The sequence below is a fragment of the Membranihabitans maritimus genome (assembly GCF_021729145.1).
In the GTDB taxonomy this organism is placed as follows: Bacteria; Bacteroidota; Bacteroidia; order Chitinophagales; family Saprospiraceae; genus Membranihabitans; species Membranihabitans maritimus.
In genome coordinates this window covers 126,423-146,910 of the sequence record NZ_JAJSLW010000004.1, presented here as the reverse complement: position 1 = coordinate 146,910, position 20,488 = coordinate 126,423, and the positions used below count along the sequence as shown (strand labels likewise).

The 20,488-nt window shown below is 41.1% G+C and carries 16 protein-coding genes; 12 read left to right on the top strand and 4 right to left on the bottom strand.

The features are described 5' to 3' along the window. Positions 1-20: 20 nt before the first annotated feature. The 9 genes from LVD47_RS05925 to LVD47_RS05885 all read left to right on the top strand — a co-directional run bounded on the left by LVD47_RS05925 (position 21) and on the right by LVD47_RS05885 (position 12,862). Positions 21-2,501 (top strand): hypothetical protein, encoded by a 2,481-nt coding sequence (locus tag LVD47_RS05925; RefSeq protein ID WP_236974639.1) that lies wholly within the window; start codon positions 21-23, stop codon positions 2,499-2,501. Between the two features lie 4 nt (positions 2,502-2,505). Further along, a complete protein-coding gene (locus LVD47_RS05920; protein WP_236974638.1) occupies positions 2,506-3,963 on the top strand; it encodes a sulfatase family protein in 1,458 nt (485 codons plus the stop codon). A gap of 201 nt (positions 3,964-4,164) precedes the next feature. Next, on the top strand, positions 4,165-4,536 hold the full coding sequence (locus LVD47_RS05915; protein WP_236974637.1) for a transposase: 372 nt from the start codon (positions 4,165-4,167) through the stop codon (positions 4,534-4,536). A gap of 62 nt (positions 4,537-4,598) precedes the next feature. Then, positions 4,599-6,521, top strand: a complete 1,923-nt coding sequence (locus LVD47_RS05910; RefSeq protein ID WP_236974636.1) for an FAD-dependent oxidoreductase — start codon at positions 4,599-4,601, stop codon at positions 6,519-6,521. 376 nt (positions 6,522-6,897) lie between these two features. Beyond that, positions 6,898-8,016: a hypothetical protein gene (locus tag LVD47_RS05905; RefSeq protein ID WP_236974635.1), complete on the top strand. Its 1,119-nt coding sequence runs from the start codon at positions 6,898-6,900 to the stop codon at positions 8,014-8,016. Position 8,017: 1 nt separating this feature from the next. Further along, a complete protein-coding gene (locus tag LVD47_RS05900) occupies positions 8,018-9,079 on the top strand; it encodes a hypothetical protein (protein ID WP_236974634.1) in 1,062 nt (353 codons plus the stop codon). 24 nt (positions 9,080-9,103) lie between these two features. Further along, on the top strand, positions 9,104-11,011 hold the full coding sequence (locus LVD47_RS05895) for an FAD-dependent oxidoreductase (RefSeq protein WP_236974633.1): 1,908 nt from the start codon (positions 9,104-9,106) through the stop codon (positions 11,009-11,011). 44 nt (positions 11,012-11,055) lie between these two features. Beyond that, positions 11,056-12,513, top strand: coding sequence for a carbon starvation CstA family protein (locus tag LVD47_RS05890; RefSeq protein WP_236974632.1), 1,458 nt, complete (start codon positions 11,056-11,058; stop codon positions 12,511-12,513). A 118-nt stretch (positions 12,514-12,631) separates the two neighbouring features. Further along, positions 12,632-12,862, top strand: a complete 231-nt coding sequence (locus LVD47_RS05885; RefSeq protein ID WP_236974631.1) for a nucleotidyltransferase family protein — start codon at positions 12,632-12,634, stop codon at positions 12,860-12,862. 313 nt (positions 12,863-13,175) lie between these two features. Here LVD47_RS05885 and LVD47_RS05880 read toward each other — a convergent pair whose 3' ends face one another. The 4 genes from LVD47_RS05880 to LVD47_RS05865 all read right to left on the bottom strand — a co-directional run bounded on the left by LVD47_RS05880 (position 13,176) and on the right by LVD47_RS05865 (position 16,727). After that, positions 13,176-14,066: a sugar phosphate isomerase/epimerase family protein gene (locus tag LVD47_RS05880; RefSeq protein ID WP_236974630.1), complete on the bottom strand. Its 891-nt coding sequence runs from the start codon at positions 14,064-14,066 to the stop codon at positions 13,176-13,178. Between the two features lie 115 nt (positions 14,067-14,181). Next, positions 14,182-14,973 (bottom strand): SDR family NAD(P)-dependent oxidoreductase, encoded by a 792-nt coding sequence (locus LVD47_RS05875; protein ID WP_236974629.1) that lies wholly within the window; start codon positions 14,971-14,973, stop codon positions 14,182-14,184. A 1-nt stretch (position 14,974) separates the two neighbouring features. Further along, positions 14,975-16,003 (bottom strand): zinc-binding dehydrogenase, encoded by a 1,029-nt coding sequence (locus LVD47_RS05870; RefSeq protein ID WP_236974628.1) that lies wholly within the window; start codon positions 16,001-16,003, stop codon positions 14,975-14,977. A 25-nt stretch (positions 16,004-16,028) separates the two neighbouring features. After that, positions 16,029-16,727, bottom strand: a complete 699-nt coding sequence (locus LVD47_RS05865) for an orotidine 5'-phosphate decarboxylase / HUMPS family protein (RefSeq protein ID WP_236974627.1) — start codon at positions 16,725-16,727, stop codon at positions 16,029-16,031. Positions 16,728-17,049: 322 nt separating this feature from the next. Here LVD47_RS05865 and LVD47_RS05860 point away from each other — a divergent pair, with 322 nt between their 5' ends. From LVD47_RS05860 to LVD47_RS05850, 3 genes are all read left to right on the top strand, one after another. Further along, a complete protein-coding gene (locus tag LVD47_RS05860; protein WP_236974626.1) occupies positions 17,050-17,682 on the top strand; it encodes a Uma2 family endonuclease in 633 nt (210 codons plus the stop codon). 311 nt (positions 17,683-17,993) lie between these two features. Next, positions 17,994-19,739: a GMC family oxidoreductase gene (locus tag LVD47_RS05855; RefSeq protein ID WP_439651989.1), complete on the top strand. Its 1,746-nt coding sequence runs from the start codon at positions 17,994-17,996 to the stop codon at positions 19,737-19,739. 1 nt (position 19,740) lies between these two features. Beyond that, positions 19,741-20,448: a gluconate 2-dehydrogenase subunit 3 family protein gene (locus LVD47_RS05850; RefSeq protein WP_236974624.1), complete on the top strand. Its 708-nt coding sequence runs from the start codon at positions 19,741-19,743 to the stop codon at positions 20,446-20,448. Positions 20,449-20,488 lie beyond the last annotated feature (40 nt).

Below are 20,488 nucleotides of genomic sequence, written 5' to 3'. Positions count from 1 at the left end.
ATTATTAGATCATAAATTATATGAGAGAAAAAATTTTAAAAAGTATTTATATAGTTATTGGATTAAGTATATTCCTTTCTTGTCAAAACAATAGTGTACAGAAAAAAGAAAAAGCGCCTCGACATATTAGCGGCATTTACCCCCACCTGGCATATTACAATAATGAAGGGGAATGTGGAACAGGTGCTGTTGTTCCCTGGGCAGACCGGTTGTGGGTAATTACATATGGTCCTCACTTACCCTTTGGTTCTTCTGATAAATTGTACGAAATAACGCCTGATCTTGAACAAATTGTAAGAGATGAGAGTATCGGGGGAACACCGGCCAACCGGATGATTCATAAGGAGAGTAATCAACTATTTATCGGTCCTTATGCCATTGACGAAGACCGGAATGTGCGGGCCATACCATATGAAGAAATGCCGGGCAGGCATACAGGACTGGCGCGACACTTGACAAATCCAGCAGAAGAGATTTACTTCGGGACTATGGAAGAGGGATTTTATGAAGTAGATGTCAATACACTTGAACCAATGATGCTTTTTGAAGATGGAAATGTCAATCGGAAAAAAGGTGAAATGGCTCAAGAGGCAGAGTTGTTAAAGGGAGCTCATGGAAAAGGCTTGTATTCGGGACAGGGGGTTTTGGTGTATTCTAATAATGGTGAAACAGGTCAACAGGCATTAAAAGATTTTGATATAGAGTCGGGAGCATTGTATGAGTACGATGGGAGTGATTGGAAATTAATCCGACGGAATCAATTCGTAGAAGTGACAGGCCCTGGGGGAATTCACGGTAATAAAAACCCGGAAACAGACCCTATCTGGGCCACAGGATGGGATCATAAATCTGTGTTGGTAGGTGCGCGATCAAATGGTGAATGGTCTTTTTACCGTTTACCAAAAGCTAGCCACAGCTATGATGGTGCGCATGGATGGAACACCGAATGGCCGAGGATAAGAGATATAGGAACGAAACAAAATCCAGATTATCTGATGACGATGCACGGAATGTTCTGGAAGTTTCCTGGAACTTTCAAACCTGGGGCTAATGCCGGTATTCGTCCGCGGTCTGCTTACCTAAAAGTAATAGGAGATTTTGCCCGTTGGAATGAACGTCTGGTATTCGGTTGTGATGATTCGGCACAGAAAGAATTTTTAAATAAAAGGAAAGCAAAAGGAGATATTGAAGGCCCGGGTCAATCCAACTCCAACCTTTGGTTTACATCCCTTGATGCCCCGGACAAACAAGGGCCTGTAACAGCAGAGGGAGGGGTATGGCTCAAAGAAAGAGTAGTAGGGGGCGAAGTTTCTGAACCCTTTTTGTTTGCCGGATGGGAAGAAAGGTCTGTATGGATTCACAATGGTGGTGATAACGAAGTCACATTTTCCTTTGAATGTGATGTAGAAGGAAATAACAACTGGTCCAAACTTGAAAATTTAACCGTTCCGGCTCAATCGAGTAAAGAATATGTTTTCAATGAAGAGCAATCCGGAGAATGGGTGCGGGTAAGTGTTAATAATTCTACAGAAGCTACAGTGCATTTTACCTATAACGATATTGATGACAGAATCGAATCACCGAACCCGATCTTTAAAGGACTTTCACAAGTCAACGACGAAAAGTCTACTGGAGGTTTGCTATATGGATTGGGGGACAATCGCAGGGCTTTGGGTATTCTCGCAGGGGAATGGAATGGAAATGATTTTTCAGAGAGAGGATATTATGAATTGGACGGAAAATTGAACCTGGTCAGAAAAGCCGATACGGAAACCGCTGATTTTATTCGAAATAAATTTGCTATTCCGGAAAATGTAGTCTCTGTGGATGAAGCTTCTGTTCTAATAATTGACGATAAAGGACGCAGATGGCGGTTGCCGAAGGGCAATGAAAGTTTTACAGACCGTATAAAAAATAATACGTTGCGAATTTGCAGGGAAGTGGCAACAGAAAGAGATTTACTGAGCGTACATGGAAGTTTTTACGAGTTGCCAGCTGAGAATGCAGATGGTTATGCTAAAGTAAGACCTGTAGCTTCACATAATTATAGAATTCATGATTATGCTTCGTATAGAGGCCTATTAGTTATGACCGGAATAACAGAAAATGCTCAAAATGGGGAGCATATTATCCAATCGGAAGATGGGGAAGCTAAAGTATGGGCAGGAACCATAGATGATCTTTGGAAGCTTGGTAAACCTACCGGCAGTGGTGGGCCCTGGAAAAATACCCCGGTAAAGGCTGGTGCACCTTCTGACCCTTACCTTATTGGATTCTATGACGAAAGAGAATTGAAGCTGACCAATCACAGTGAAGGACCCGTAAAATATACCATCCAGGTAGAACCCGTTGGCCATGGACCATGGATGAATTATAGAGAAGTTACATTGGATGCAGGAGCGTCATTTGACTATAAATTTCCAGAGTCTTTCCAATCGCGATGGATTCGCTTTGTGACAGATCGCGATGCGGAGGCTACAGCGTGGCTGGAGTATAAATAATTATATGAAATTAAATCGGAGAAATAGTATCTTGTTTTATGTTTTCCTGGTGATTTTTGTCTGTCCTACCGGGATTGTTATAAGCCAACAATTAGGCAATAAGCCCAACATTCTCTGGATCATCATTGAAGACCTGTCTCCCGATTTAGGATGTTACGGTAATAATTTAGTTAAGACACCTAATATTGATGGATTGGCTGATCAAGGATTACGATTGTCTAATGTTTTTGCAACGGGTGTTGCCTGTTCGCCCAGCCGTACCGCTTTTGTGACCGGGTTTTATCAAAATTACCTGGGGGCACACCATATGCGTTATCCGGATGAACTAAAGCCGGCCCTTCCGGATTCCATTGACCCTATTCATATCCATTTAAAAGAGTTTGGATACCAAACGGCTAACATTAAATCTTTTCCGGGGAATGGAAAGACGGATTGGCTATTCAAATACAATACCGATTCGTACGATTTTGAAAAATGGGAAGAATTGGATTCGGATCAACCCTTCTTTGCCAGGATCAACCTGAGGTTAACGCACCGTCCTTTTGAACAAGATGAGGAATATCCTGTAAATCCGGATGAAGTTATCGTTCCTCCATACTATCCGGATCACGTTGTAGCCAGGAAAGACTTCGCCAATTATTACGAATCTATTCAAGTAATGGATCGCCAGATCGGGAAGATAGTTGAAGATTTAAAGGAGAGTGGCCTGGATAGAAATACACTTATATTTTTCTTTTCAGATCATGGACGGCCAATGACCCGTGCAAAAAATTATCTCTATGATTCAGGGATTCAGGTACCGTTAATAATATCAACTTTAGATGATAATCTTCGGTTAAAACTCGGTCTACAAGGGCAAAATGAATCCTTGTTTAGCTTAATTGATGTTACTGCTACCACTTTGGGCTTGGCCGGGGCGGGTTCTGTCAGAACACAAGGTATTTCTATATTGGATGAACCTGAAGGAAGGGAATTTGTCTGGGCAGCGGCCGATCGGATCGGGGAAATCCATTTTAAGTCCAGGATGATACGCAATGAAAAATACAAATATATACGAAATTATCATCATGATTTTTCTGTGAATTCAACTTCAACTGCCCATCGGAAGGGACGGCATCCTATATACCATTTGTTGAATATAATGAATGAAAAAGGACAATTAAATCCCGACCAAAAAAAGCTTGTTGAACCCATGGTGGCGGAAGAATTATATGATGTTTCTTCTGACCCATTTGAATTACACAACCTGGCAAGGGACCCGGATTTTTCCATTGCACTGGACCGTATGCTTAGAACGCTGAACCATTTTACGAAGGAGATAAAAGATAGGGGGATGGAACGGGATTCGGATGAAATTGTCCAGGTTTTTAAAAAGTACGGAGAAGATTCGAATATGAGAAACGAAGCTCGGATTCTGGAATTAAAGAGAAAAGTATTTCAGCTTGTTGAGGATGATAAGTAAATAATCTGAGATAATATCTGTTGGAGCTGAGGTCAGATTTTTAATTATCCAGTTGAAACAGAAAGAAGTTGTTTAATTGGTGAACGTAAAGACCCGGGTAGGGTCTTAATATGTTAGAAAAAATTATATAAGACAATCGACCCGATAGGGGTCGGATTATCTGTTTCAATATTTTATATTAATTTAATTACCAAAAAAATTATGGCCAACAAGTATTCAAAAATATACCTGCAAATTATTTTTGCCGTAAAGAACCGGAGGGCATTGTTAAGAAAACCTTGGCGTAGTGATGTCTTTGCATATATGGCGGCCGCATTAAATAAGCGAGGGAATTATTCCCTGGCCGTAAACGGTAGTTTTGACCACGTTCATTTGTTTTTTGACTACAAAGGGAAGGAATTGATTAGTGATTTGGTGAGGGAAATCAAAAAATCAAGCAATGAATTTATAAAAAATCGAAAATTAACTCGATTTAAATTTGAATGGCAATCGGGTTATGGAGTGTTTTCTCATGGTTATAGGGAAAAGGAAGCGATATATGCAATATATAATGCAACAGGAAGAACACCATAAAATGGTTAACTTCAGAGATGAATATTTAGTTTTTTTAAAAGAGTATAAAATTGATTTTAATAATGAATACGTATTTGATTTTTTGGATTAGACAGGTAATTAGTGCGACCTCTCTGAGGTCGAAATTATGGGTTACTTTATTGGCTAACATATTCCGACCCCTATGGGGTCTTTGGATATTGGCAAAGAAATCCGGTCGACTCCCAATTTTTAGCATTTTTATTTGTCTGCTGTCGTTTCAGACCGCGGCATTTTCTCAATCCTTTCTAATAGAAGCTGAAAGTTTTGACGGGAAAGGGGGATGGGTAGTTGACCCTCAATTTGTAGAGCAAATGGGGTCTCCGTATTTGCTGGCACACGGACTGGGAGAACCGGTAGAAAACGCACAAATGGAAGTTCAATTTCCAGGTGAGGGGAAATACCACGTATGGGTTCGGACGAAGAACTGGGTACCGGGGGACTGGGAGGCACCCGGTCGATTTCGTGTGAAGGTGGGAGATGAGGTGCTAGACCAGGAATTTGGATTGACACCGGGGTGGTCCTGGGAATATGGCGGAGAGATTGATATTAGAAGTGCCAGGACTAATGTGGAGTTAATAGATCTGACGGGATTTGATGGTCGTTGTGACGCGCTATATTTTAGCAGTGAAAAAGTGGCACCACCGGCACGTGGGGAAGAATTGGCTCAATGGCGAATGGAAGTACTCAACATGAAAAATGCTCCTGAGCTTACAAAAAAATATGATTATGTTGTAGTAGGGGGAGGAATTGCGGGTTGTGCCAATGCCATTGCAGCTGCGGAACAGGGGTTGAAAGTGGCATTGATTCATGATCGACCGGTCCTTGGGGGCAATGCGAGTAGTGAAATCCGGGTACACACGCTGGGTATTTACGGATATTTTGAACGAATTCTGAGAATGCTGGATACGAAGCATTATCCGAATGGTTCACCGGAAGCGTATGCGGAAGATATGAAACGGCACAAGAATGTGGAGAAATACGACAATATAGACCTGTATCTGAACTACCGTGCATACGATGCCAATGCCAAGGACAATACGATTACTTCCGTCGATGCAAGGCATACTTCGGAAGGTAACCGTATACGTTTTGAGGCTCCTCTTTTTGCTGACTGTACCGGTGATGGCTGGATTGGATTTTGGGCCGGAGCGGACTTTATGTACGGACGGGAAAGTGTGGATAAATTTGATGAAGGCTGGGATGAATTTGGTGAATTATGGAGTCCGGAGGAGCCGGATGGTGCGGTGATGGGCTCTTCGGTTTTATGGAGGGTATATAGAGATGATAAGGACTATGAATTTCCTGAAGTTCCGTGGGCTATGGAAGTTGCGGGTGATCATGCGGCAGCACATGGAGAATGGTATTGGGAATATTCGAGTGCGGATGTTCACCAGATCCACGATGCGGAACAAATCCGGGATCATATGCTTCGGGCGATATACGGCTCCTTTGCTAATGAGAAGCAAAAGGAGGGGTCAGAAAGGCTTCGTTTTGAGTGGATATCGTATTTGGTTGGGAAGCGCGAATCGAGGCGATTGGTAGGGGATTATATTTTCACATTCAACGATGCGAAAAGCGGACGTGAATTTGAGGATGCGGTTGTGAAAGAAGTGAGGGAGGTGGATGTCCACTACCAACAGGATCTGAAAGACGCGACGAAACCCGATTTTCTTTCCAAAGCGATGTTTTATAAAACGGACATGTACTATATACCTTATCGCAGCTTATATTCCAAAAACATCAGCAATTTGTTTATGGCAGGCCGCTGTTTTAGTTGTTCCCATGTAGGGTTGGGTGGTCCGCGGGTGATGCGGACGACAGGCCAAATGGGTGCAGCGGTAGGGTTGGCGGCCTCGGTTTGTGAAAAATATGATATTAATCCGCGGGATGTGTATGAAAAGCATTTAGACGAGTATATGGAATTAGTTCGCACAAGTACAATGGCGGAAGACGCCAAGAACTAAACTATTTTGTATTATCGAAACATTGGTAAGATAAGCTGGGTATCTAAATGTTATAATAAAAAAGACAAGGTAATTGTGTCCGTCAATGAAGTTTTTGAATTGCTTGGTAATGGAAGTATTATTTTAGGTCAAGAACAATTCGAGTTGGGCCATAGTGAATTTAAAAGAGATTTTAGATATGATGAATATTCTGAGAAGTAATAATTTATCCGGGAAGTCGGGCTTAGCAATTTCACCGATTCTGCCCGCAGGAGCATCCGCCCGGGAGAACTTACCAATCCCTCAACTATTGCGAAGGATTGCTAAGCCCCGAGGAACTAGGGGATTGGTCCCGTAGGGATGCCATTGGAATAAGCTTGGAATAAAACTTAGAGAAATGCTATCGAAATTATCCATATTGATCTTATTTCTGTTTTGTCGGTTTTACCTTTTCTATAGTGGAGAACCAGAGCACCGCCCGTTGAAAATAGTAGATGGGTGGGATTTATCAGAGGTTTCGTCAGAGGAATCGGCTTTTTCACTAGTAGATGATTCCACACTGATAGAATACAATGTGGTGAGATTGCATGATGAAGAGGAGTTGCCGCAGGCATATATGTCGGAAATTGTAACCCCGGTTTGTGATGATACACTATGCGCATTAATGAATATACGTGTGTACTGGAATTTGTTGGGGAATTATATTGGTTATGATACCATTTCAGGGAAGCCATTGACGAAAAATGATCATATCGAATTTGAGGAGGAGGATTATGTCAAACTGCATAAGCTGTTAGTGGATGATAATTCAATTATCAAGCGGAAAGAAAAAAAGGAGTTGTTTGACCAGGAAAAAACCCGTGTTTCGGAAGTGGTAGATGCTGTGACGGGAGCGACTGCGAAAGAGGTTAAAGAAGCCGTAGTTGACGGCGCTCTGTATTCGTGTTATACTTTATACCATATTGTTCATGGTCCGCTGTCCGATTCCATTCAAAGCGACATGGAAAGCCATTACAATATATCGCTACAAGAGAAATTATTGGGGTCCTTACATTCCGATTATCAATTGTATGCCCTTAAGAGGCTGGATGAAGCTGAATTTATGACCTATCAAAACCGGATTATGGACTTAATTCGAGGGGCTATTCCGCTCAATAGGTTGTATATAATGAAAAAGATGCCAAGTGAAATGTGGGCTGAACGATCGACCCAGGAGACCATATCGGGTTATTATTCCCAGCTGGAAGTTAACAGTCAATCTTATTTTTTGCGCAAGCTGGAGGAATTGGGAGATATAGACGGTAAATGCCTGTTAAATTTATCCGGTAATGTTGAATCGATGAGCCGAAACCAGTTAAAATCTTATATACGGATACTTTCGAATAATGAGGAAAGAATTACACAGGAAGTATTGCAACAAATAAATTTGGCATTGGAGAGTGGGAAACAATATTACGGGTATTTAATGGAAGAGTATTTACATTCCAACGATTTCATACGAAAGAATCAAAATTGATATGGGATTAGTACTTCCCTATAGTGGGTTTTTTATACTATTTCTGTTCGCTGTTTTATTTAATGATAGTAGCCAATCCCCTGAATTTAGAAAGCCGGTTATGGAGTATACTACTATTAAATCCGTGAATGTGACAATAGATATGGTATATTCAAATGATAGTGTGCCCAGGTATTATGCAACTACCCTGGAATCACCGATATGTATGGATGAATTATGTAATCCTATTGCTATTGAAATAGAATGGGATCTGTTAGGTAATTTTAGAAACTACCATGAACTAAAAAGTAGTCCCATTACTAAATTTGACCACGAACCTTTTGAAAAAGAGGATCACGAAAAACTGAAAAAGATATTATCCAACAAGTCTTCGCTATTACAGGATTATAGAATGGAAGATTTGGTTGATACTACTCGGCTTGTATATTCAGAAGAGATTGATGGGATGACGGGAGCAACCAGCAAAACATTTGCCAACGAAGTAGTAGGCGGGGCGATTTATACCTGCTATACATTGTGGCATTTTGTTAATGGGCAACTCGATGAGAAATTACTTCACTATACAGAACAGATTCTGGATGAAACAGTACTCCTGGAGATGTTGCAGTCCGGAAAAGAAGAATATTTACACTATGTGCTTGATAAAAAAAGGGGGATTTTTTCAAGTAAGGTGAATGAGGTTATAGGGGATTTAATTTGGGAAGGGGAGCCTGTGATTGCTGTAAAGGCAGTAAATGTAGTGGAAGAAAATTATTGGGGGGCTGATTCTATAAAGCGAGTTTTAGAAGATAGTTTTTCCGGTTTGGAAACTCCCGTTCAAAACGCAATAATCCAGCAAATGACAAAGGTTTCAATTACGTATAAAACTTTAGAATACTTTGTAGAAGTATTGCCGGAATTAGGGGACAGGAAAAGGAGGTTAGTCTATAAAATTTTCGAGGCACACTCAGATTTATTTGATGTCAATTTGAAAAAAGAGTTGCACAAAATATTTAAAGGAGATCGTTTCCCGATGGGAGGGGAAGAATACAAGTTGTTAAGTGGATTAGGGATTAGTTATTAAAAGAATTAAACAGAAATACGAAACATGAAGAATAGGAGGTCATTTTTAAAATCGGTAGGAATTGGGTCCGGGGCATTGTTTTTTAATCCGGAAATGGGATTTTGCAAGTCTTCTGAATTAGTCAAAGAAGAACTAGAAAATAACGGGGTAGATGTATACCGGGAAAAAGAATACGATGTTGATATAGCTGTTATCGGAGGCGGGATTTCCGGGATTTGCGCTGCGATTGCTGCGGCTCGCAACGGGTCGTCTGTAGTATTAATTCACGATCGTTCTCGCCTGGGAGGCAATGCAAGTAGTGAAATTAGAATGCATGTTTCAGGTTCCAGCGTATTGGAGACCGTATGGAGAGAGGTGGGGATACTGGAAGAAATGATGTTGGATGATTCAGTTACCAATCCACAGAATGCCTACCCCATGTGGGATTTTGTTATGTATAATAAAGTAATATCCGAACCCAATATAACGCTGCTGTTGGATACGATGATGTATGAGGCTGAAGCGGAAAACAATGTCATTTCATCTGTGAAGGCATTTTGTTCGCAAACAGAAGAACTATACACGGTCAAGGCGAACCACTTTGCTGACTGTACAGGAGATGGAACATTGGCTGCATTGGTGGGTGCAGAGTTTATGAGAGGCAGGGAAGCTAAATCAAAGTGGGATGAGTCATTGGGGCAAGACATAGCCGATGAGGTGGGAATGGGGAATAGCCTACTATTTATGGCAGATAAATTCGATGATCCTATGCCTTATACACCGCCGGATTGGGCCAGAAAATACACATTTAAAGACTTTGAACATAGGGGTATTCGCTCTATAGAATACGGGTACTGGTGGTTGGAACTAGCGGGGAAGTATGATATTATTAATGATGGACAAATTTTACGGCACGAATTGTTAGCTGTTCTATTTGGGGTTTGGGACTATATAAAGAATTCGGGAAATCATCCGGAGTCAGAAAACTGGGCATTGACCTGGGTGGGGATGATTCCGGGGAAAAGAGAAAGCAGGCGTATAGTCGGTGATGTGATTATGACTCAACGGGATACGCAAGTACCACAAAATTATCCGGATCGGGTAGCTTACGGTGGGTGGCCATTGGATGATCATCCGGCAGAAGGTATGGATGATACTTCGATCAAACCCAATCGGGCAGTACACCTCAAGGGCCCCTATTCCATACCATTACGATCCTTGTACAGCAAGAATGTCCAAAACCTATGGATGGCAGGAAGGAATATCAGTGTTTCCCACGTTGCCTTATCCTCTTCCCGAGTTATGGCGACTTGTTCAACCTTGGGCCAGGCAGTAGGAACGGCCATGAATTATTGTTTGAAGAGGTCTATTTCGTCTCGAGAACTTGCTACTACAGATACGGTCCTGAAGGATTTTCAACAAAAACTGCTTCGCCAGGACCAATCGATATTAAATGTGGTTAATGAGGATGGAGATGATTTGGCCAGAAAAGCATCACTTTCTTTTTCTTCAGAGACAGAAGAGGGCCCGGCTAAATTTATAATTGATGGGTACAATAGGAAAGTAGAGGATGGGAAGTCTCATCAGTGGCAGGCCGAAATGAACGGCGGTCAACCCTGGGTAGAATTAAGGTGGAATTCTCCGGTGAATTTAAATACGGTTGAATTAACTTTCGATACGGGGCTAAATCGATATTTGAGGATATCGGGTCAAAAAGTTGTAATGGAAAATCAAATAAGGGGAGCTCAGCCGGAGACGGTATCCGATTATAGAATTGAATTTTTTTACAATAAAAAACTTGTATATTCGGATTTTATTTCAAACAATTATTATCGAAAAGTATCCCATGAGTTTAAGGAAATTAAGACAGATGCTTTACGGATAACGATATTCAAAACTCACGGAGATCCTTTGGCAAGGATATTTGAAGTCAGGTGCTACAACGAATCATAATTTTGCGGAGCCCTGGTATTTAATAAATTGAAAAACGGAATAGGATGTATTTGTTTATTGGGTCCCTGGTGATCCTTATATTGGGGTATTTTATTTACGGGCGAATTATTGAGAAGTTATTTGTAGTGGATAGTAATTCTACAACGCCTGCGTATAGCCAAAATGATGGTGTGGATTATATCCCATTACCCTGGTGGAGGGTATTTCTTGTGCAGTTTTTGAATATAGCGGGTCTTGGACCTATTTTTGGAGCAGTGGCTGGCGCCATGTGGGGACCGGTAGCGTTTTTATGGATTGCCCTGGGATGTGTTTTTGCCGGAGCGGTTCACGACTTTTTCTGTGGCATGTTGTCTTTGAGGAACAACGGACTAAGTATTTCAGAGGTAATTGGTAAATACCTGGGATTGGGTATGAAGCAATTTATGCGCGTAATCACAGTGGTTTTACTTATTATGGTAGGTGTTGTTTTTATTATGGGGCCTGCAAAGATATTGGCTGAATTGACCGAAGGATGGGGTAGTATGACCATGTGGGTAGCTGTAATATTTATTTATTACCTGGTTGCTACGCTATTACCTATAGACAAAATTATCGGTAAGTTATACCCGGTATTTGGCTTTGTTCTTTTATTTATGGCTGTAAGTATCCTTGCAAGCATGTGGTATCAAGGAGTGAGAATTCCCGATTGGAATGTGGGGTTGACGAATAATTTTCATAACAACCCTTCCGGATTTCCGATTTTCCCCATGTTATTTGTGACGATAGCGTGTGGCGCCATTTCGGGATTTCATGCCACACAATCTCCCTTAATGTCCAGGTGTCTACAGAATGAGAATCAGGGGAGAAGAGTTTTTTATGGAGCTATGATTGTGGAAGGAATTGTAGCTTTAATATGGGCTGCCGTGAGCATGAGCTTTTTTGGAGGAATAAGTGAATTGAATGAGATAATGATAGCAAATGGCAATAATGCAGGCTTTATTGTCAATGAAATTTCTGTTGGATTATTGGGTACATTTGGGAGTATCCTGGCTGTTCTGGGAGTAGTGGCAGCGCCCATTACCTCTGGTGATACAGCTTTTCGCAGTGCCCGGTTGATAATTAGCGATTTTATGAAGATGGAACAGGGGGCTATAAAAAATCGACTTATCATTTGTCTACCGCTTTTTGCTATTGCCTGGGTTATGACCCAAATAGATTTTGGAATTATTTGGCGGTATTTTGCCTGGTTGAATCAAGTCGTAGCTACAGTGGTACTTTGGGGTGTGTCTGTGTACCTGGTGCAGCAAGCCAAGAATTTTTGGATCACCCTTATTCCCGCTATTTTTATGTCCATGGTTGTATTTACCTATTTCCTTTTTGCAGGAGAAGGGCTTGGATGGTCGTATGAATGGGCATTGGGTATAGGTTCAGTGATCACATTGGCACTTACTGTATATTTTGCCTGGTATACCGTGAAATTGAATAGGAGACGGTCCGGTAGTTTTAAGGCGGTTACGGAATAGTCAAATTGGTTATAATAATGTATATTCATATGTATAATATTTTAAAATGGCAGGAATAGAAAATAATATTGTTAACTATTTAATGTCCAATAAAGCTCGCCTTTTAAAGTAGTATCATTTGACACGGCTAGGGATATTTGGGTCTTTTGCCCGTGGTGAGGCTTCGGACGAAAGTGATATTGATTTGATTGTAGTGTTTGAAGAAAATACCAGGGATTTATATTCTCAAAGAAGAACTTCGCGAAGAATTGAACAAGAAGTTTGGCCGTCTCCTGTAGATATTTGTAGAGAAAAGTATATTAAGCCGATGTTTAAGGAGCAGATACTAGCAGAAGCAATATATGTTTAGTACTTCACATAAAGATTTTAGCTGTTTGTTGAACATAGTTGATTGGAGATAAAAAACCCGGAATGTCCTAAAACACCTCCGGGTTACAATAATTACGGGATAATTCTGTGTTATACCAAATAGACTATAAAATGCTATTTAAATTGAACGTCTTTTCTGCGATAGCCTTCCTGAGGAAGGCAGGCTTCGTTAAAAAGCCTCGTCGTCCCGTAAGCATACGGGATGACTTCGTTTTTTGCCTCACTCTCACAGAAAATCCAAATCAATTTTATGCTACATCCTATGATCTATTTGGTATTATATAAAAATAGGGTTAATCTTCAGGCCAATATTCGTTTATTTTGCCTTTTAGGAATTGAACGCTTCTTTCGAGTTGATCCATGCCATCTACACCGTCTTCGATACTGATCCAACTGTCAAAACCCACTCGTTTTAATTCACTAAAAATGGCGTCGTAGTCATTCAATCCTTTTCCAATTTCACCATGGCTTAGCCTCTTGGCATACCCCAAAGCTCCGCCTTCTTCTTTTCTCAAATCTTCTAATGTCCCTTCTTTTAAATACCGGTCGCTAGCATGCATGGTAACTACACGATCAGAGACTCTTTTTAGCAGTTCCAACGGGTCTTCCGCAGCGAGGTAGGTGTTGCTGGGGTCATAGTTTACTCCAAAGTTTGGATGGTGAATCCTATCTACCAGGGGACAGAATATCTCCATTTTTTGAGCAAATTCCGGATATTCCCAAAAGTCATCTTTGTAGTGGTTTTCAATTATTAGAGTGATCCCTCTTTCTTCGGCAAATGAAAGACAAGCTTCAATAGAATCCACGGCATAATTTATCCCCTCTTCTACGGAGAGTTCGGGACGTTTTTGTCCGGAAAGAACTCTGCAATATGAGCCTCCCAGTTCGTGCGTCATTTCGATCCAGAATTTTTGTTTTTCTATTTCTTTCGCCCGGAATTCGGGATCCGGGTGGGTAAAATCCGGAGAGCAGCACATCATGGGTATTTCTTTACCATGTCCTTCGACTTGTTTGCGAAATTCACTCCAGTTTGACCGGTCTTGCATTTCAATAAATCCGGAGTACCACTCTAGTCCGTCAATATCTAATTGGACAGCTAATTCGATCCATTCGGACAATTTCATAGAACCATCCTTGCAGAGAGCCTGTATAAAAGCTTTGGGAAATGCAGCTAATTTTGGCATATTCGTTTAATTTTCAATTTTTAATACCCATCCCGTAATCATTTGGTACTTGGGGTTTGGGATATTTGAATTGGTTATTAGTTACTTTTTACGTTTTGTATAAATCCTTTCCATTTTAAGGAATCGTTGTTTCATCTTTGGGGGCATTCCTACCCAATAGTGGATATTGCTCCAGTTCAACAGTTTGGCCGCTAATTGGACCACTTTCATCAGATAACCAATAAATAACGGCGGCAGCAATTTCTTCCGGCCAAATAATTCTTCCGGCCGGAGCATACATTTTGGGTAGATCTTCGTACCAGGTATCAGACAAATTGTGACTTTTTTTTCGTTCTATTTCCTTTTCAGTAAGGACCCAGCCGGGATTAATTTGGTTTACGCGGACTCCTACCTCTCTAAAGAGTGCATCACCCAAATTCCGGGTCATGGTCATCATGGCCCCTTTACTCATACTATAAGCCAATAAATTAGGCTCTCCACTCCAGGCATTTACGGAACCAATATTGAGAACGCAGCCTCTGGTTTCTGTTAAATGGGGTAAAGCCGATTGGATCAAAAGGTAAGGTGCAAAAGTATTTACAGAAAATACTTCTTCTAATAATTTTAAATCAGTATTGTGTATATCGGATGCAGGAACCCAGGCAGCATTGTTTACGATGGCATCCAATTGGCCATAGGCTGTTATAGCTGCTTTGACCAGCCTTTCGGCTGATAAGGGGTCTGTTAAATCATCCAGATGCAAAACCCCATTTTCTGGGCCAATTTCTTCTATCACTTTTTCCCCTGCTTCTTTTTCACGGCCATGCACTATTACCCTGGCTCCTTCTTTGACACAGCGAATGGCAATCGCTTTACCAATCCCAGTCGTACTTCCGGTAATAATTATTACTTTGTTTTTTAATCGCATACTACACAGGTTTTAATACACTTTTTACTACTTCTCCTTTGTGCATTTTTTCAAATGCTTCGTGCCAGTCTTCGATACCCCAGACTCCTCCAATTATAGGTTTTACATTTAGGGCACCGCTTGTAAGTAAAGCAATTACTCGTTCCCAAATCGGCCAGTTGTGACTAAAACTTCCCTGCAAAGTAGCATTTTTCTGAACCAGTGGATCCAAAGAAAATCCCAACGGATCTTTTCCCCAACCGACTTTCGAAATGTGACCATTAGGACGAACGAGGTTAATAGCATTTTTGAGCGTTATGCTTACACCGGCAGCATCTATTACCATATCTGCACCAAGACCGTCTCTCTCAAAAGCCCATGAAGTAGCGTCTTTTATAATAGGGGTACATCCATAGCTCTCTTCCGCTATTTTCAATCTCCCTTTATCTGCTTCCAGTCCGACTATAGCGACTTCTGCTCCACATAATCGGGCCATGGCGGCACAAAGTATACCAATAGTGCCTGGTCCGAGAACGACAACTCTGTCTCCGGGTTTAATATGCCCATTTCCAACAACTGCATTGAAAGCTACGCAACAAGGTTCTGTAAGACAAGCTTGTTCGAATGACAATGAATCCGGTACTTTATGTAAGCACCTGGCCGGAACTTTTACATATCGGGTCATGGCTCCATTTACGCCATAGCCGAACCCCTTCCGGGTAGGATCCAAATTATACAAGCCTTGTTTGGTCATGGGGTTTTCTTTGTCGATGACTGCAGCCGTTTCACTAACTACTCGATCCCCTTCTTTCCAACCTTTGACCTGTTTACCCAAAGCAACAATGTGACCTCCAAATTCATGTCCGAGGACTACAGGGTAATTAACGGGCCAACTGTGGTCTGCTGTCCACTGGTGTAAGTCACTTCCACATACCCCTACATTGGCTACTTCCAACAAAACATCCTCGTCTCCTATTTCAGGTCGGGGAATTTCCCGTATTTCTACAGATCCTTTTTCAGGTGCAAAATTTACTACGGCAGCTGAATTCATATTCTCTAGTTTTTAATTTTCTGATTTATATTTTTACATCCCCGTAGGCATGTACTTTTTCGCATATTAATCGAAGTGATCCCTCCAGGTCTCCATCTGCTGTCTTGAATGCGTCAGCGTCTATGGTCAAAGGTGCACCCAAAACCACTAAGGGGGCCCCGTATTCAGGACATTGAATGGCTTGTTCAAGGGAAAGGCCACCCACAGCCTGAACCGGAATATTGACCGCTTCTACTACTTGTTTTAATTGATCAAGAGGACTTGGCATTCTGTTTCCAGCAGCAGCAATTCCTCTTCTTTCATCATAACCTATATGGTGTATAACGTAATCACATCCCAAATCTTCTAATCTTTTAGCACCCGCTACCATATCAGGACAACCAAGGTTGTCACCCATTACCTCTGCTCCAAAATCTTTACCAGCCTGAACAACACATTTTATGGTTTCTTCATGAGCCCGGGCCATCACCACTACGTGAGTAGCACCTGCTTTTGCCATCATTTCTGCTTCCAGGTATCCTCCGTCCATGGTCTTTAAATCTGCTACAATAGGAGTGTCCGGGAATGCTTCTCTCATTTTCCGTACTCCGTGGAGTCCCTCGGCAAGAATGAGAGGTGTACCTACTTCTAGCCAGTCTACACCGGCTTTCATTGCAATTTCTGCGGTTTTCAGGGCTTCATCTATATTGGTCAGGTCAAGTGAAATTTGAACAATTGGTTTCATCTTTTATATTTTTCTTTTTTATAATTCTTACTATTGAAACGAATTATTATTTTAAAAAGACTAGTTGCTTTTTAATAATATTTATTGTTCCGTCAGTTGCGATTTTTGTTTTGAAATATCTTGATTCTAATAAATAGTGTTTTATCACTCTCGAATTATTTGCAAATATCAGAAAATATCTTTCGAAATAACGTTGTAAAATATTTCCATTGATGGTATTATCTTGACTTTTTTGGGATATTCAAAATTTACTTTTTTTTAACGGAACTTATCAAAGTAATTAAGCATTTACTGGCTATAAGTGGCCAGTGGTAATTAGTTAATGGGGACAGTAAAAAAATATAAGAAACAACCGAAGAAAATCTCCCGGATCCAGGACCTGGATTTGTCGGCTATATATAGCTATAGGGATTATCTCAGATGGGAAATTGAGGAACGGCTGGAACTGATCAAAGGGAAGGTGTTTCAAATGGCGGGTCCGAATACATCTCATCAAAGAGTATCAATAAATATCTCTGGCGAATTATTCCAATTTTTGAAGAGAAGGAAATGCGAGGTTTTTGCAGCCCCTTTTGATGTCCGGCTTCCTGTAAATTCGAAAAAAGATAAGGACATTTTTACAGTTGTCCAGCCGGATATATGTGTAGTTTGTGATCCTGAGAAGATAGATTTCAAAGGTGTGATTGGCGCTCCCGATATCGTAATTGAAATCTTGTCTCCCAGCAACAATCAAAAGGAGCTTAAGGATAAATACGAAGTTTATGAGGAAGCCGGAGTCCGTGAATATTGGATTGTGCATCCGGAAGAAAGAACGATTTTTCGATACATTTTGGATGACACCGGGAAATTTCAACCGACCCCACTTTTGACCGTAGGTGATACCGTTTCTTCAGAAGTTTTACCGGGAATAGACCTGGATTTGACCGAGGTTTTTGATTTTCCCGAATACCATTAATTTATTTTCTTTTTTATTTTGACCGACTCTGTGAAGCAGAAATTATTTCTTATGCAGATAATTGACCTGTTCAAATTTTGTCATTGATTATGATTACATCCAAAAATAATATCCTTTGACTAGTCCAATTAATGGTTTCAATCGTTCAAAATATATAGAATTTTAAAGCGAATTGTCTAAAAATCAGCCATACGGATGCGATACCTGGCTAAAAAAGTATTATGAAAAGTCAATTGAGTACGTATGTAAATATTGCTTTAATTGAATTATTTTTAATAATTAGTTTATATATGCGAAAAATACGGGATTAAATTATGTTTCAAATTAAAGAACAGACAAAGAAATACGATGTGTGTATTGTTGGGTCGGGAGCCGGGGGAGGAATGGCTGCAAAAGTGTTGGCTGAGGCAGGGTTGCAAGTAGCTCTTGTAGAGGCCGGACCTGATTTTGATCCGGCCGATCCGGAGACTCAGACACAGATGAAGTGGCCCTGGGAATCCCCGAGGCGTGGTGCCAGTACAGATACCCGTTCCTTTGGGGATTTTGATATGGCGTATGGAGGATGGGAGATAAACGGTGAACCTTACACTCGAAAGGGTGGTACTGAATTTGACTGGTTTCGATCGAGAATGGTTGGAGGTAGAACCAACCATTGGGGAAGGATTTCCCTTAGATTTGGCCCCCTGGATTTTAAGCGGAAGGACTTTGACGGAAAAGGGGATAATTGGCCCATTGGCTATGAAGATGTAGCCCCATATTATGATAAAGTGGATAAGTTGGTAGGGGTATTTGGTACCCGGGAAAATATTCCCAATGAACCCGATGGGTATTTTTTACCTCCGCCCAAACCGAGACTTCACGAACTATATCTAAAAAAAGGATTAGGTAAGATAGGAATTCCGGTTATCCCGGCACGAATGTCGATGCTTACAAAAAAGATTAATAATAAAAGGGGCGTATGTTTTTATTGTCGACAATGCAATCGCTCCTGCAGTGTTTATGGTGATTTTTCGTCTTCTTCTGTGTTAGTACAACCCGCGCTGGAGACAGGAAATGTGGATATGTATGTGGACGCCATGGTGCGGGAAGTTTTGACCGATGATAACGGAAAAGCAACAGGTGTATCCTACATAGATAGACTGGATAAAAAAGAATATTCGGTCAAAGCGAAGACAGTTATTCTAGCTGCAAGTGCATGCAGTACGGCGCGAATTTTACTTAATTCCAAATCGGCTCAACATCCTAATGGTTTGGCTAATTCCAGTGATTTGGTAGGTAAGTATTTACACGATTCCACAGGGGCATCCCGAGGTGCAATCTTACCTGAACTGTTGGACCGGAAACGATATAACGAAGATGGAGTAAGAGGTATGCATGTCTACACACCGTGGTGGTTAAATGATAAAAAAGATTTGGATTTTACCAGGGGGTATCATATAGAATACGGAGGGGGAATGAATATGCCGCTGTACGGTTTTGGATTTGGTATGGAAAACATGAATGGAAAGGTACCTGATAAGGATGGAAAACCGAAGAAAGCGGGTGGTTATGGTTTGTCATTGAAAGATGATGTAAAGCGATTTTTTGGTGCCCGTATAGGGTTTGCAGGACGAGGGGAGTCCGTTCCACAAAAGGATAATTACTGTGAAATTGACCCCAATACCGTAGATCAATACGGCATTCCGGTATTACGGTTTAATTATAATTGGACGGACGATGAAATCAACCAGGCTAAGCATATGCAAGATACTTTTGAAGAGATTATAGACTCATTGGGGGCTGTTCCTCTGGGAGAACGTCCGGGTAAAGAATCCAATCACGGTCTGGAGGCGCCGGGACGGATCATTCATGAAGTAGGTACAACCCGTATGGGTACGAATTCAGGTAATTCTGTTACCAACGAATTCAATCAGACGCATGATGTCAGTAATTTATTTGTAATGGATGGAGGTGTATTCGTTTCCCAGGCGGATAAGAATCCAACGTGGACCATTATGGCACTGGCCTGGAGGGCATCTGAATATTTAATTGATGAACTTAAGAAAAATAACATTTGATATGGATCGACGAAATTCACTGAAATTGTTAATAGGAGGTTCTGCAAGCGCTGGTGTACTTTTGACAGGATGCGAATCCGGAATAAAAAGTAGACCCAAAGGCGACCCCGGAGATAAGTTAGAAAATGACTTGGGATATGGAAGGACCCCGGAAGAATTAAGGCGTGATAAAGAATTACTGTCACAAAAGTATTTTACGGACCGGGAAATGGCAGTTCTTGTAGTTTTGTCCGATATCATTATACCTGCAGATGAAAGTTCTTCTTCAGCGAGCGAAGCTGGGGTGCCTGAATTTATTGAGTTTATGGTCAAAGACCGGCCAATGTATCAAACACCCTTGCGGGGCGGACTTCGTTGGATGGAACATGAGAGTAATAGACGTTTTGGAAAAAACTTTGTTGATATATCCGGTGAAGATCAAATTGCTATAGTGGAGGATATAGCGTATCCTGAAGAAGCTTCCGAGAACATGACCCAGGGAGTCAAATTTTTCTCCACGCTAAGGGATTTAGTGGTGACCGGATATTTTACATCAAAGGATGGAATAGATTACCTGGGTTTCAAAGGGAATACCCCTAATGTCTGGGACGGTGTTCCAGAGGAAGTCCTTGCAAAGCACAACGTGAAATATGATGAGAAAACACTACGGGAATGCATCGATCAATCGACCAGAAATGAAGTGATGGATTGGAGCGATTATAAACTGTAACTTAATATTAAATCCAACTAGATTTTTTATATCGTATAAT